This is a genomic window from Marinovum algicola (assembly GCF_900109145.1).
Lineage (GTDB): Bacteria > Pseudomonadota > Alphaproteobacteria > Rhodobacterales > Rhodobacteraceae > Marinovum > Marinovum algicola.
The window spans coordinates 1-13,646 of sequence record NZ_FNYY01000018.1; the positions used below are offsets into that span (position 1 = coordinate 1).

Sequence of the window (13,646 nt, forward strand, 5' to 3'; positions counted from 1 at the left end):
AGCGCGCGCACGGCGGCATCGCCGCGCGTCTCGATGTCTTTCAGCGTCGCCTCGACCACGGCACGGGTCCGGGCATCATCCTCCGCCCGGTCGGCTTCCGGCTTGCCGCGTTTGAGATATTCGATGGTCATCTGTCACTCTCCCGCCCCGGAGCTGATCCGGGGCCCTGCTGTCTGTGAGGTCCCGGGTCAGGCCCGGGACGCGGTTGTCTCTGTCTCTGGCCGGGGCGCTTCACGCTCGCCGCGGTCATAGGCCTCCCAGCCCTGACCATTGAACAGGTCGACACCGAGCTGCGCGGCGACATGGGCGAAATCCACGTTCACCCAATTGTCGGTGATCTTGCCGTCCTCGACCTTCCAGAAATCCATGTAGCGGATCTCCACCCGCTTGCCGGTGGGGGCGATGCCGAGGAAGGTGCCCGTATGCGTCGCCTCCTGACGGCCGAAAGCGGCCGCCCATTCCCCCATGTAAAGCCGCGCCTCGTCGATGCAGACCTTGTCGGAAAACGCCGCCTGAAACGGCCGCTGCCAATTGTCCTGAAACGCCTTGAGCCCCTGCTTGGTGCCGCAGCCCTGATTTCCCATCCAACGAAAGCCCTCGGCGAAAAATGCGCCGATGTCGTCGATGCGGTGGTCATTGAGCCCGTCAACCATGCTTTCGATCACCCGGCGGGTCTCGTCGGTCTTGCTCATGTCGGTGTCGCGGGTCAGGATCGCCTGTTCGGGTCGTGTGCCTTTCATCGCCTGTCTCCTTTCAAAATGTCCATGTGTCGTTGCCTTTGGTGCGAAACGACAGGGACTCCAGGAAATCACGGGGCATCCGGTTGAGCGCCGGATGGCGGGCCAGGGCACCGTGACGGGATTGCGCGCTCATCCTTTCACCGCCCCGGCGGTGAGCCCGCTGACGATCTGGCGCTGGAACACCATGACAAGGAAGAACAACGGTGCGGTGATCGAGACCGCGGCGGCCACGGCGACAACCTGGTCGGTGGTGGTGGTCTCTCGGTTGAACATGCCGGCGATGGCGGGAACCATGGTCTGGTTCTGCGCATCGAGCAGCAGCGAGGTCACCAGAAAGTCATTGTAGGCCAGCAGGAAGGAGAACAGCCCCGTGGTGATCACCCCCGGCCACATCACCGGCATGATCACCCGGCGGAAGGCCTGGAAGTGATTGCAACCGTCGACGCGGGCGGCCTCGTCAAGCTCAGCCGGAATGTTCTGAAAGAAGCTGCGCAGCATCCAGATGGTGAATGGCTGGTTGATCGCCACCAGCACCGCGATCACCGCCCAGGGCTTGCCATAGAGGGTCGGGGCGTTGTCGCCGAGGATCGGCGAGAGCCATTCGGCCGAGGAGATGAACACCGGCAGATAACCCGCCACAAGCACCGAATGCGGCAGGGCGCGGAACACCAGCGCGATGATCAGGATCCAGAAGGCCAGCACCGAGCCCGAGCGCGCCAGCCCGTAGCCTGCCAGTGTGCCCACGGTGAGCGAGACCGTGACCACGCCCGCCGTCACCACCAGCGAATTCTTGAAATTGTTGGAAAAGCCGCGGTCGATCCAGACGGTCTCGTAATGCTCGGTTGTCAAGCCGAGCACGTCGCGGCCCAGCGGACCAAGCACCGGGTTCAACAGATCCGAGAGCAGCGGCAGCAGGCCAAAGAAGACGGTGAGAAAGCCCAGCGCCAGCGCCAGCATGCCGATCCCCCAGCCCATCCATTGCCGCCCTTGCGGGCTGTAGCTGCGCACCATGCCGGGCAGCGCCTTGGCGGCAAGCTGGACGGTAACCCAGAGCACAGCCCCGCCCATGATGATGTCAAAGAGCGACAGCCCGTGGCCGCGGGCCCGGGTCGCAGGGCCGAAGATCACGTTCAGCGGGTTGGCGTCGAAGGCATCGACCGGGGTTTTGAAGCTCATCACCGTGATCCAGAAGATCGGGAAGGCGGCAATCAGGCACCAGAGGGCAAGGAAGGCGCCCGAGGTGATGCGCAGGCTCAGCGGTTGGCGCAGGGCGCGTGGGGTCGACATGTCAGCGGCCTCCTCTGTGGTCGCGCCAGGTGCGGCGCAGCGGGGCAATCAGCAGGATCACGATGCCGATCATGGTCAGCATGGCCGAGGCCGAGGCGCGGCTGATCGAGCGGTTGCCGGCCTGGTCGGGCACCAGGAAATCGTAGGTCAGCCATTGCAGCGAGATCACATGGCCCTGGGAGGAAAAGCCCACCACCTCTTCGAACACCCGGTAGCTGTCCATCAGGTGGATCATGGCGATAAAGACGATCAGCGGCATCAGATGCGGGATCACCACATAGCGCAGCCGTTGCCAGCGGGTGGCGCCATCGATCAGCGCGCTTTCCAGCGCATCCTGGTTGACCGTCTGAAGCCCGGCATAGAGCACGATGGCAGCAAAGGGCGCCACGTGCCAGACGCGATAGAACATCATCAGGATCTCGATGGTCCACGCCTGGGCGAACATCGCGATGTCGCGGCCGGTGTAATGTTCCAGCGCTGCCGTCAGGATGCCGTCACCGCGGAACAGCCAGTTGATCGACAGTGCGCCGATCACTGGCGTGATGATGAACGGCAGCAGCGAGACAAAGATCACCGGTCCGCGGATCGCCCGTGCGGCATTGTTGATGACCACCGCGATCGCCAGCCCGAGGCCGATCACCAGCGGCAGGGTGATCAAGGTGAAGCTGAGAGTAAAGCGCAGGGCCTTCCAGAAATCGATCGCCTGAAAGGCGCGCCAGCTGCCCTGGCTGAGCGCGTCCCAGGCGCGGCCGAGTTCGAGAACGTTGCGGTAGCTCTCGAGCCCGACAAAACGGGTGCGGGTCACGATCTCGCCGTCCTCGTCCAGCACCGGCACCGATTTCTCTTCGGTGACGCAGGTCTGGGCGATGAAGCCGGGGGTGCAGGTTTCCGAGGTCACCACCTCGTAGATCGGCTGGGTGACATAGAAACTCTGGCTGAAAACGCTCACCAGCGGAAAGGCGATGAACAGGAGCATCATGAAGACCGAGGGGCCGACAAAGATGGCGAAGGTCCGGAAAGGCATGTCTCGGTCTTCCTCATGATCCTGAGAGTGAGGGGGAGGCGGGGGCGGGAGGGCAGGCAGCCCTCCCGCAGTCGGGGGTTATTCGATCAACCCGGATTCCTTGGCGGCGGTGACATAGGCCGTTTCGATATCGGCCAGCGTGGTCTCCGCATCCTTGGCACCGGTCAGGTAGTCGGCGATGCCATTGCCCAGGACGGTGTGCATGATGCCCATCGGCCCCGAGGCCGGGTAGGGTGCGGCGCCGGCTTCCGCGGTGGCGGCCGCGCCCATGGCGAGCGGGCCGGGGGTGTAGCCGGACACAAGCCAGACGGCGGCGTCATTGTTGGCCTGGACGGTCTCGGCGTCCATGCCCTCCATCGCCACACGAAAGGCGGCCTCGGCCTCTTCGTCGCTGATGTTGGTGGCGATCACGATGCCATCCCACCACAGCGACGAGGCCGGGCGTTCCGAGCCCATCGGGGCGGCGGCCATCTTGACCTTGCCCACCACCTGGCTCTCGGCTTCGTCGTCCATCGCGCCGGCGCGGCTGGCCCAGAGGTTGGCTATGGCGATCTTGCCCTGCTGGAACTGCTGCTGGACATAGGTGGAATCCGACACCAGGTATTCCGGGTCCATATATACGGTCATCGCTTTCATGACCTCGAGCGCACGCACGCCCTTTTCATTGTTGATCGTCGGCATGTTGCCGTCGCCGGTGAACTGGCCACCTTCGCCGAGGTACATGTTGATGAACTCTTCGCCGAGGTTCCAGCCGGTCTTGAAGGTGCCGCCGAGCGGGTAGTCCACCACCCCGGCCGCGCGGATCTCTTCTGCGGCGGCCAGCACCTCGTCATACGTGGTCGGCACCGCGATACCGAGGTCGTTCAGGATGTCCTCGCGGTACATGAGGTGCTGGGCGTTGACCATCATCGCCACGGCCATGGTCTGACCGTCGATCTTGATCAGCTGGTTCGGCGTCAGTTGGCTGCCGTATTCTGCCACCAGATCATCGAGCGGGCGAACCGATCCGGCGTTGAGCAGCGGGATCAGCGTCGCATTGGCGACCCCGCCGATGTGATAGAGCGACGGGTCTGCGGCAAAGGCCTCGGGCTGTTTCTCGCGAAACTCCTGATCGAGCGAGGCCGAGAAATTGCCGCATTCGGCCATCGCGTCGGTCACGGCCTTCCAGGCTTCGAAACCGGCCGAAAGCGATTTCAGCGGCACGTCGTTTTCAAAGGCGCATTCGGCGCTGGCCGCCGTGGCGGCAAGCCCGATCGCGCCGGCGAGCATGAGGGGTTTGAGGTTCATCGTGGTCTCCCTGTTATATGCGGTCCGCCGTCGACGTCCGGACCGGTCTTTGCCCCTGTTCCGAGGCGTTGGCGGGGCTCAGGCCCCGATGCGCTCACCGCTTCCAGCTTCGAAGAGGTGGCAAATCTCGGGCGGCACCGAGATCGTGACCATATCGTCGATCTCGGCGCGAAAGCTCTTGTCGGCCTTGACGCTGACCAGCGCGCCGCCGATCCGCACCGAAATCATCGTTGCATCGCCCAGCAGTTCGAGCGTGTAGATCGGCGCGGTGATCTGGCCGCTGTCGGAAAGGGAGGCATCTTCGGCGCGAAAGCCCAGGGTCACAGGGCCATCGGGCAGGGCCAGGCCCTCGATGCGGGTGTGCTGCGCGGCAAAGGTGCCGTTCTCGATCTTGCCGTCGATCAGGTTCATCGCCGGGCTTCCGATGAAGCTGGCGACAAAGGTATTGGCCGGCGCATCGTAGATCTCGGTCGGGCTTCCGACCTGCTGCACCACGCCATGTTTCATCACCACCACCCGGTCGGCCAGGGTCATCGCCTCGATCTGGTCATGGGTGACATAGATCGTGGTCACCGCCAGCTCGTGACTGAGGTTCTTGATCTGCGCCCGGGTCGAGACCCGGAGCTTGGCATCGAGGTTGGAAAGTGGTTCGTCCATCAGAAAGACATTGGGCTCGCGCACGATGGCGCGCGCCAGCGCCACCCGCTGGCGCTGACCGCCGGAGAGCTCGGAAGGTTTGCGATGCAGGAAGTCGTCCAGTTCGACCATCGCCGAGGCACGGCGCACCCGGTCGTCATGCTCGCCCTCGGGCACCTTGCGCACCTTGAGCGGGAAGCGGATGTTTTCATAGACGTTCATGTTGGGATAAAGCGCATAGCTCTGGAAAACCATGGCCACGTCGCGGTCTTTCGGTTCGAGATCGTTGACCACCTGGCCATCGATCAGGATGTCGCCGTCGGTGACGTCCTCAAGCCCCGCAATCATCCGCATCGTCGTGGTCTTGCCGCAGCCCGAAGGACCGAGCAGAACCAGAAACTCGCGGTCGGCGATGGTCAGGTCGAAGTTTTGCACCCCAACAAAACTGCCCCAGCGCTTGCCGACGTTGCGAAGCTGTATCTCGGCCATCCTGGGCTCCCTGAGTGAGTTTTGCATACGTTTGCAAAAACGATAGACGCAGCGCCCCACATCTGGCAAGATCTTTTTGCAAACGTATGCGAAAACCCTGCAAGCTGCGGATCAAGCCATTGAGGCAAAGGAGGAAAGATGAGTTTTCAAGCCGAGAAGGACTTGGTTCGAGACTATTACGCGGCACAGGAAAACGCCCCTGCGGCGGCGCTGGCCGAGATCGAATCGCAGTACTGCGCCGCTGAGTTGCGCTGGCGGGGATATCACCCGTTTGACGAAATCGCCGGGCCCGAGGCGGTGGCCCGTCGCTTCTGGTTGCCGCTGCGGCAGGCCCTGAGCCGAATGCAGAACCGCGTCGACATTTTCTTTGCAGGCGAAAACCGCCTGCCCGACGGCAGCGGACGCTGGGTTGTCTCGATGGGCCATCTGATGGGGTTGTTCGACCAGCCGTGGCTTGGCATTCCGCCCACCGGCCGCATGGCCTTTCTGCGATACGCCGCCTTTCATCGCGTCGAGACGGGCCGGATCGTCGAGACCGCGATGTATTTCGACATTCCGCATCTGATGCTTCAGGCGGGGCTTCAGCCCTTTCCGCCGCAAACCGGGGCGCATCTGGTGCAGCCCGGGCCGCAGACCCATGACGGGCTGCTCTTTGATCCGCAGCCGGCGGCGCGGGGTGATCGCACGCAGGCGTTGATCGACGCCATGATCGGCGATCTCGGTCAATGGCAGGGCGGGATGCCGCTGGAAGAGGAACTGGCCCGCACCTGGGCCGACGACATGATCTGGTGGGGCCCGGCAGGTATAGGCGCGACCTATACCATCGCGCGGTATGCCCGCCAGCATTCCGGCCCCTTTCGCGCCGGGTTTACCAATCGCTCCAAGACCCGCCATGTCGCCCGGGTGTCCGAGGGCCATTACGGTGGCTTTTTCGGCTGGCCGAACTTTACCGCCGAACCTACGGGCGGCTTCATGGGCATGCCGGCCACCGGCAAACCGGGGCCGTTCCGCGTGATCGATATCTACCGCCGCGCCGGCGATAAGCTCGCCGAGAATTGGGTGTTCATCGATCTGCTACATTTCTGGAAATCCCAGGGCGTCGACATCCTCGACCGGTGCACTCGGCTGGCGGGCCGGGATTTAACATAAGCTGGATTCGGCGCCTTCGACCCGTGAACGCGGGCCATCGCGGATACCGGCGCATTTCGCGGCATCGCCAAATGGGGCCGCGCCGTCACCTGCCCGCCGAGACCCTCACGGAACCGCGAGGGTCAGCCTTCGGGAATATCCTGCACGAACTTCGGGATATGATAGCCGCGCTGGACCGCCGGGCGGTCACGGATGTGGCGATACCATCGCTGCACATCGGGATAGTCCGACAGCTCGACCTGGTGGAAATCGTGCCGCGAGACCCAGGGCCACATCGCCATGTCCGCGATCGTATAGCTGCCGGTGCCCGTGCCCACCACATAATCGCGCCCCGCGAGCCGGGTGTTCAGCACCTTGTAGAGACGCCGCGCCTCGGTGGCATAGCGGTCTTCGGCATAAAGCGCCTTGCCGGGGTTGTATTTCAGGAAGTGATGCGCCTGGCCCAGCATCGGGCCGAGGCCGCCCATCTGCCACATCAGCCATTCCATCATGTGCCAATACTCGTCCCCCGCGACCTGGAAACGGTCGTATTTGGCCGCGAGGTAAAGCATGATCGCGCCGCTTTCCATCAGCGCGACGCCGGTCTCGTGATCGACCATGGCCGGGATACGGTTGTTGGGGGAGATCTTGAGGAAATCCGGGGCGAATTGCTCGTCCTTGGAAATGTTGATCGGCTTGACGGTATAGGGCACCCCCAGCTCTTCGAGCAGGATGGAGACCTTGCGGCCGTTGGGCGTGGTCCAGGTATAAAGATCGATCATCGGGGGTCCTTTGTTGGGCCAGTCTCGGGGGTCTGCGCGGCGGTGAAAAGCATGTACATCTCGAGCGCCTGCCGGATCATGGAGTCGCGTGCATCGCGGTCGGCCTGCCCCGTCACCTGCTGGCGCAGACCGTAGTTCAGCAGGCCGCCGTGCAGCAGCCAGGGCGCCTCGAGCTCGGCCGGCGACACCGCAAACCCCGGATTGTGGCCCAGCTCGATCCGGCGTTCGCGCACCAGCGGCTTGAGGATCTGTTCCTGCACGACCTCGCGGTACCAGCCATAAACCTCAGCGTCACGCAGCGAGGCGAAATGCCAGAGCCGCATCCAGACCGGCTGAAAGATGGTTTCGGTATAGGCCGAGTAGAACCGCTGGAACCGGTCGCGCACCGAAAGGTCGCGGTCCTTCAGGATGTCGTCCCAGGCCGGGTCCCAGCTCTTCAGAAAGACGCTGGCGTAGACCGCCTCGATCAGGCTCTCCTTGCTCGGAAAGTAGCGATAGAGCAGCGGTTGGGTGATCCCGGCACCGCGCGCCAGATCGCGGGTGCTGCCGTCGAAACCGTTCTCGGCAAACAGCTCGACCGCCGCCGAGACGATCGCCTCCTTGCGGTCCTCCGGGGACATGCGCCGCCGGGGCGGCGCGGGGGCATCGGACGATTGGGTTCGCTTGTGTGTGGGCACCTTGGCTCCGCCGGATTCGAATGTGTCACGCCCTAACAGAAAGCATTCCGCGCTTGCAGTCCAGACATTTATCGTGCGATAAATAAGAAAGGCACACAGGAGGCACCCGACATGCGGCTTTGGGGACGGAAAACATCGGTCAACGTGCAAAAGGTTCTTTGGGCGCTCGAAGAGCTCGGGCTTGACTATGAGCGGCTTGACGCCGGCGGTGCCTTTGGCGGGCTCGACACCAGCGACTACGTGGCGATGAACCCGATGCGCAAGGTTCCGACCTTGCAGGATGGCGATCTGGTGATCTGGGAATCCAATGCCGTGGTGCGATATCTGGCGCAGGCCTATGGCGATGGCGCCCTGGCGGGCAATCACCCGGCCGACATCGGCCGCGCCGACATGTGGATGGAATGGTTTCAGAACAACGCCTACGCCGATTTCATCGCGCTCTTCTATCAGCTTGTCCGCCTGCCCCGGTCGCAACGCGATCCGGCCAGGCGCGACGCGGCCATCGCGGCGCTGACCAGGCAGTTCGAGGTGCTGGAAAAGCGGCTCTCGGATCAGCCTTACGTGGCCGGCGACCGTCTGAGCATGGGTGATATTCCGGTGGGCTCGGCGCTCTATCGTTACTATACTATGGAGTTCGATCGCCCCGCCCTGCCCGCGCTGGCCGAATATTACGACCGGCTGGGGCAGCGCGAGGCCTATCGCACCACCGTCATGGCCTCCTATGCCAGCTTGCGGCCCGCCACCGACTGATCGTCGTCGAGATCGAGGAAATCGGCCACTGCCACGGCGAAATCGTCGGGGCGGTCGACGTTGATCACGTGTTTCGCGCCGGGCACGACGGTGAAGTCCGATCCCGGGCAGGCCTCGGCCATGGCGCGCATGGTGTCGGGCGTGGCGCCGCCGTCATTCTCGCCCGCGACAAACAGCACCGGCACCTGCATCTCGCCCAGGTGGCGCAAGTAGTCGAGCCGCATCAACGCATGGGCGCAGCCGCGATAGCCCTCTTCGGTGGTCTTCAGAAAGCCGTCGCGCAGCGCCGCCTCGCGGTCGGGGAAATCGCGGCGGCTGTCTTCCGAGAGCCAGAAACCGACGGTGCCGGACCAGACTGCCTCGATGCCGCCCGCCTCCATTTTGGCCAGCCGGTCGTGCCAGCTCTGCACGAATGGCTGCGGCGCGTCAGAGCGGGCGGCGCAACAGACCAGACGGTCGATCCGCTCGGGCGCCTTGAGCCCCATGCCAAGCGCGGTCATGCCGCCCAGCGACAGCCCCATGACGCTGGCCGTCTCGATCCCATGCGTGTCGAGCACCGCCAGCGCGTCATCGACGATCTCGTCAAAGCTGTAGGGCGAGGGCGGCGTCGGGCTTTGCCCGTGGCCACGGGTGTCGCAGCGGATCACCCGGTAGAAGCTCTCGAGCAGCGGCAGCTGCGCGTCCCACATGGCATGGGTGGCGCCCAGGCTGTTGAGCAGCAGAAGCGCCGGAGCGTCTTCGGGGCCGGACACGGTGGAAAATAGCGTCTGATGGGTCATGCGAATTCGAGCTTTCTGATGTTGCGTTGGGTCTGTGACTGGTGGGTCGTGAGCAGTGTTTCGGCAAAAAGCCGCATCGATTGCCGCGCGCGGGCGACGTCGGGCCAGTCATGATCGACAAAGGTGAGCGTGCCGAAAGACGCCGAGACCTGCGTCATCTCGTGCAGGCGAGCCAACACCGTGGCCGGCGTGCCATAGAGCACGCAGGCATCGATCCGCGCATCGACCTCGGTGTCGCTGGCATTCTCGCCCAGCGAGGCACGGTAGTAGGCCCGGCAGGGGCTGTCGGCGTGCTTGGCGGTGGCTTCGGCCCGGGCCGCATCGGGATCGACGATGACGGTGCGGGCGACGCGCCAGTCCTGCGGCCGGGCGCAGCGGCCGGCATGGGTGCAGCCGGTGACATGCGCGGCCCAGTGCCGCGCCAGCATGTCAGTATCACTCCAGCTCACCGAAAGAGGCGCTCGGCCGCGCGCCGAGTGCATCCGAGCTTGCGCCGCATGGCTCACCGGTGCCGCCACCGGGCCGGGGGCCGGGCGGCCCCGGTCGCGGCTCTGGCCATCGACCAGCACCAGCTGCGGGCGCAGTTGCTCTGGAGGATTGGGCAGGATGTGCAGCAGGCTCTGCCGCTCGGTGGCATGCGGCCCCGGGGTGTCTTCCGATGGGGTGAGCGGCGCATAGAATTCCGAGAACCCCAGAGCCTTGGCGAGAGGCGCGCGCATGGCGGCGGCGTGGCCCGGGCGGCGGCTCTGCCCACCGGCGGGCGGGATGAAAAGATATCCGAGTTTCATGGCGGCCTCCTCCACAAGGCGGAGGCTGCTGCGACCTCCTTCCACCGAGGCTAAAGGCAGAGGGCCAAACATATGAAATTATATAAATGCGCGGCGCCCATCAGAAAACCTGATAGGCGCCGAGGCGGGATTCAGTGCAGGTCGTATTCCACCGGCCAGACGTGGCCTGCCGCCTTGGAGGCATCGATGAAGTCCTGCATCACCTTGGTGCCGGGCATGCCGCGGCTGTCGGCTTCCTTGGCGCTCTTGCGCGGGAATTCGGCCAGGCTCTGCGCCCATTCGGTGCGCACCTCTTCGGGCAATTCGGTGATCACCGCACCGTTTTCGCGCAGCGCCGCCAGGCCGGCGGCCTGGCTGTCGTCCATCGCCTTGCCGTTGCGGGTCTCCCATTCCATGCCGACCTCTTCGATGATCTGGCGCAGGTCGTCGGGCAGGCTGGCCATCTTCCTGGCATTCATCGTGAGCACGACTACCGGCATCGCGCCATAGCCGATCAGCGTATAATAGGGCGCCGGCTCATAGTACTTGAAGCCGTTGTAACCCGCCGGCGTCATCAGCCAGCCGTCATAAACGCCGGTCTTCAGCGCCATGTAGCCTTCCGGCAGGCTCGATTGCACCGGCACCGCGCCGGCATATTCCAGCCACGGCAGGTTCGGTCCCGCGCCACCGATCTTGACCCCTTTGAGATCGGAAACCTGCGACCATTCCTCCTTGGTGCCGAGGTGGTAGTTGTCCCAGGCGCCGAGGCCCAGCAACTGCTGGCCGAACTCCGCCTCGAAGACCTCGCTCAGCCAGGGGTTCTTGTCATAGACCACGCGCACCGCGGCGATGGCATCGGAAGAGGCCTGCGGGCCGAACGGCTCGAAATAGGGGAAGTTGTGCAGATAGAGGTTCGACGGCTCGAAGCAGACGCAGTAACCGCCGAAGTCGAGCAGCCCCTGCTGCACCGCCTCGAGCGTTTCCGACACCCCGGCAATGCCGCCGCCATAGGATTCAATGAAGTTGACGGAGTGATCGGTTTCCTCGGCCGCCCGGCGTTTGACCTCGGAAACAAAGAAATCCGACATCGTGGTGACATAGGGCGCCGGGCCCTTGGGATGGCCCGAGCCGATGCGAAAGGTGAAGCGGTCGGCCTGGGCCGTGGTGGCCAGAAGCGTCAGGCCCAGTGCCGTGCCGACGATTCGCCCGAAAGTCTTTGTTGCTGATGTCATGATGGGTCTCCTCCCTTGAGAGATTGTGCCGTGTCCTTGCAGCCGGGTCACGCGGATTTGCGCCCGTCTGAATCACGGCGATGTCTCCTTGATACATTAAATTATCAATCGATAAACAAAAATGTTGCGGAACGATAACGCAGCTCCTACGCTGACCGGCAGATCAGCACTGAGGAGGAGTGATGAGACAACAACTGGCAATTGCGCGATGGGCGCACGTGCTCTCGGCTGGGTGGGTCTTCTTGCTGGCCTTGCTGATTATCGCCGATGTTCTGGGGCGCACGCTGTTCCTGCATCCGATCGCGGGCACCAAGGAAATCCTGCAAAATTCGGTCATCGCGGTGACCTTTCTCCAGCTTCCGCTGGCGGTCTATTCCGGCTCGATGCTGCGCACCACGCTGGTACTCGATCACCTCGGTCCGCGCGGCGCCCAGGCTTTGCGAATCATCGCCTGGCTTCTGGGTGCGGCGCTCTTTGCGGCGATTGCCTATGCCTCGCTGCCCTCGGCCCTGACCGCCGTGCGCCTCGGCGAATACGAAGGCGAGGGCGCCATGCGCATCTATACTTGGCCGGTGCGCTTCCTGCTGGTGGGCACCTGCGCCTTTGCGGCGCTGGCCTATGTCTCGGTGCTGATCGCGGATCTGCGCGGCCGGAACGGCGACAGCGACCTGCCCGCAGCGCAACCGGTGCCCGCCCCCACCGCCAAACCCCTGACCGGAGCAGACCTGACATGACCCTCACCATCTTCGGCGTACTCGGCCTGCTCATGCTTTTCATCCTGCTCGGCGTGCATCTCGCGGTGGCGCTCGGCACGGTCAGCTTTGTCGGCGTCTACTGGATGATGGGCAGCCTCGACATCGGGCTGTCGATCCTCAGCACCACCGCCTACGAGGCGCTGCGCAAGGATGTGTTCATCATCATTCCCCTGTTCGTGCTGATGGGCGATTTCGTCAGCCGATCCGGCTCGGCCAACGATCTTTATGCGCTCTGCAACCGCGCCTTTCGCCGGTTGCCGGGCTGTCTTGGCGTCGCCACCGTGGCCGGCAACGCGGTCTTTGCGGCGATCACCGGCGTCTCGATCGCCGCCGCCGCCACCTTTTCGCGCATCGCCTATCCCGAGATGGTGGCGCTGGGCTATAACAAGCGGTTCTCGCTCGGCACGGTGGCGGGCAGTGCCTGTCTCGGCATGCTGATCCCGCCGTCGATCCTGATGATCGTCTGGGCGGTGCTGACCGAGCAATCGATCGGCGCGCTGTTCATCGCCGGGCTGATCCCCGGGCTGATCCTCGCCGTGGCCTTTTGCGGCTATTGCGTGATCTACGCCATCCGCAACCCCGGCTGCGCGCCGATGATGCCCGCCCCCAGCGTTACCGAGGCCGACCCGGCCGAGCTGCGCCGGCAATCGATGGGCGGGTTGGCGATCCTCGGTCTGATCGGCGTGGTGATCGGGGGCATCTGGGGCGGTTTCCTGACCCCGACCGAGGCCGCCGGCTTCGGTACCATGGGCGCCTTCCTGCTGGGGCTGGCCAAGGGGATGACCCGTCACGACGTGCTCGAGGCGATCTATAGCGCCGGGCGGACCACCGCGCCGATCATGATCCTGCTGATCGCGGCGTCGATGTATTCCCGTTTCCTCGCCATGGGCGGCGCGACACAGGTGATCACCGATCTGCTGTTATCGGTCAGTGAGAACCCGGCAGTGGTGCTGGCGATCATCTTCACCGTCTGGGTGCTGCTCGGCATGTTCATCGATTCGACCTCGATCATCCTGCTGACCGTGCCGATCTTTGCCCCGGTCGCCACCACCCTTGGAGTCGATCCGCTGTCCTTCGCGATCTTTGGCATCCTGGTGATCGAGGCCGGGCTGCTGACCCCGCCGTTCGGCATACTCGTCTTTACCGTCAAGGCGGCGGTGCCCGATGCCGGGGTCACGCTGGGCGACATCTTCCGCGGCGCCATCCCCTTCTGGATCCTGATCCTCGGCGTGGCGATCATGGTGCTGGTCTGGCCCGAGCTCAGCACCTGGCTGCCCTATACCTTCATGTGACCGGCGGGTTGGGGCCCTGCC

The 13,646-nt window shown here is 64.2% G+C and carries 14 protein-coding genes and 1 pseudogene; 4 read left to right on the forward strand and 11 right to left on the reverse strand.

Annotation, left to right across the window (positions count from 1 at the left end):
• The 6 genes and pseudogenes from BMW90_RS27050 to BMW90_RS19520 all read right to left on the reverse strand — a co-directional run.
• Positions 1-131, reverse strand: a pseudogene (locus BMW90_RS27050) (histidinol dehydrogenase); the annotation flags it as partial.
• A 57-nt stretch (positions 132-188) separates the two neighbouring features.
• Positions 189-740 carry an ester cyclase gene (locus BMW90_RS19500; RefSeq protein ID WP_074838262.1) on the reverse strand — a complete coding sequence of 184 codons (552 nt, stop codon included), beginning with the start codon at positions 738-740 and terminating at the stop codon, positions 189-191.
• Positions 741-869: 129 nt separating this feature from the next.
• Positions 870-2,027 (reverse strand): carbohydrate ABC transporter permease, encoded by a 1,158-nt coding sequence (locus BMW90_RS19505; protein ID WP_074838265.1) that lies wholly within the window; start codon positions 2,025-2,027, stop codon positions 870-872.
• Position 2,028: 1 nt separating this feature from the next.
• Positions 2,029-3,051 (reverse strand): carbohydrate ABC transporter permease, encoded by a 1,023-nt coding sequence (locus BMW90_RS19510; protein WP_048535986.1) that lies wholly within the window; start codon positions 3,049-3,051, stop codon positions 2,029-2,031.
• A gap of 78 nt (positions 3,052-3,129) precedes the next feature.
• On the reverse strand, positions 3,130-4,338 hold the full coding sequence (locus BMW90_RS19515) for an ABC transporter substrate-binding protein (RefSeq protein WP_074838268.1): 1,209 nt from the start codon (positions 4,336-4,338) through the stop codon (positions 3,130-3,132).
• A gap of 78 nt (positions 4,339-4,416) precedes the next feature.
• Positions 4,417-5,463: an ABC transporter ATP-binding protein gene (locus tag BMW90_RS19520; protein WP_074838271.1), complete on the reverse strand. Its 1,047-nt coding sequence runs from the start codon at positions 5,461-5,463 to the stop codon at positions 4,417-4,419.
• Positions 5,464-5,601: 138 nt separating this feature from the next.
• Here BMW90_RS19520 and BMW90_RS19525 point away from each other — a divergent pair, with 138 nt between their 5' ends.
• On the forward strand, positions 5,602-6,612 hold the full coding sequence (locus tag BMW90_RS19525) for a nuclear transport factor 2 family protein (RefSeq protein ID WP_074838274.1): 1,011 nt from the start codon (positions 5,602-5,604) through the stop codon (positions 6,610-6,612).
• A gap of 122 nt (positions 6,613-6,734) precedes the next feature.
• Here the strand turns inward: BMW90_RS19525 and BMW90_RS19530 are convergent, their stop codons facing one another.
• Together BMW90_RS19530 and BMW90_RS19535 are read right to left on the reverse strand one after the other, a co-directional pair.
• Positions 6,735-7,373, reverse strand: a complete 639-nt coding sequence (locus BMW90_RS19530; protein ID WP_074838277.1) for a glutathione S-transferase family protein — start codon at positions 7,371-7,373, stop codon at positions 6,735-6,737.
• Positions 7,370-7,993: a TetR/AcrR family transcriptional regulator gene (locus BMW90_RS19535; protein WP_048535979.1), complete on the reverse strand. Its 624-nt coding sequence runs from the start codon at positions 7,991-7,993 to the stop codon at positions 7,370-7,372. The genes BMW90_RS19530 and BMW90_RS19535 overlap by 4 nt, the downstream gene beginning before the upstream one ends.
• Positions 7,994-8,161: 168 nt before the next feature.
• Here BMW90_RS19535 and BMW90_RS19540 point away from each other — a divergent pair, with 168 nt between their 5' ends.
• A complete protein-coding gene (locus tag BMW90_RS19540; RefSeq protein ID WP_074838279.1) occupies positions 8,162-8,800 on the forward strand; it encodes a glutathione S-transferase family protein in 639 nt (212 codons plus the stop codon).
• Here BMW90_RS19540 and BMW90_RS19545 read toward each other — a convergent pair.
• The 3 genes from BMW90_RS19545 to BMW90_RS19555 form a co-directional block, all read right to left on the reverse strand.
• Positions 8,770-9,579, reverse strand: coding sequence for an alpha/beta fold hydrolase (locus tag BMW90_RS19545; RefSeq protein WP_074838282.1), 810 nt, complete (start codon positions 9,577-9,579; stop codon positions 8,770-8,772). The genes BMW90_RS19540 and BMW90_RS19545 overlap by 31 nt on opposite strands.
• A complete protein-coding gene (locus BMW90_RS19550; protein ID WP_085851831.1) occupies positions 9,576-10,367 on the reverse strand; it encodes a hypothetical protein in 792 nt (263 codons plus the stop codon). Before BMW90_RS19550 ends, BMW90_RS19545 begins: the two co-directional genes overlap by 4 nt.
• A 131-nt stretch (positions 10,368-10,498) precedes the next feature.
• Entirely contained in the window at positions 10,499-11,578 is a 1,080-nt protein-coding gene (locus tag BMW90_RS19555; protein ID WP_074838289.1) for a C4-dicarboxylate TRAP transporter substrate-binding protein, read from the reverse strand.
• A 182-nt stretch (positions 11,579-11,760) separates the two neighbouring features.
• Here BMW90_RS19555 and BMW90_RS19560 point away from each other — a divergent pair, with 182 nt between their 5' ends.
• Both BMW90_RS19560 and BMW90_RS19565 read left to right on the forward strand, forming a co-directional pair.
• Complete coding sequence (locus BMW90_RS19560; RefSeq protein ID WP_074838292.1) at positions 11,761-12,312, forward strand: TRAP transporter small permease; 552 nt, start codon at positions 11,761-11,763, stop codon at positions 12,310-12,312.
• Positions 12,309-13,625 carry a TRAP transporter large permease gene (locus BMW90_RS19565; protein WP_074838295.1) on the forward strand — a complete coding sequence of 439 codons (1,317 nt, stop codon included), beginning with the start codon at positions 12,309-12,311 and terminating at the stop codon, positions 13,623-13,625. Before BMW90_RS19560 ends, BMW90_RS19565 begins: the two co-directional genes overlap by 4 nt.
• Positions 13,626-13,646: the final 21 nt, after the last annotated feature.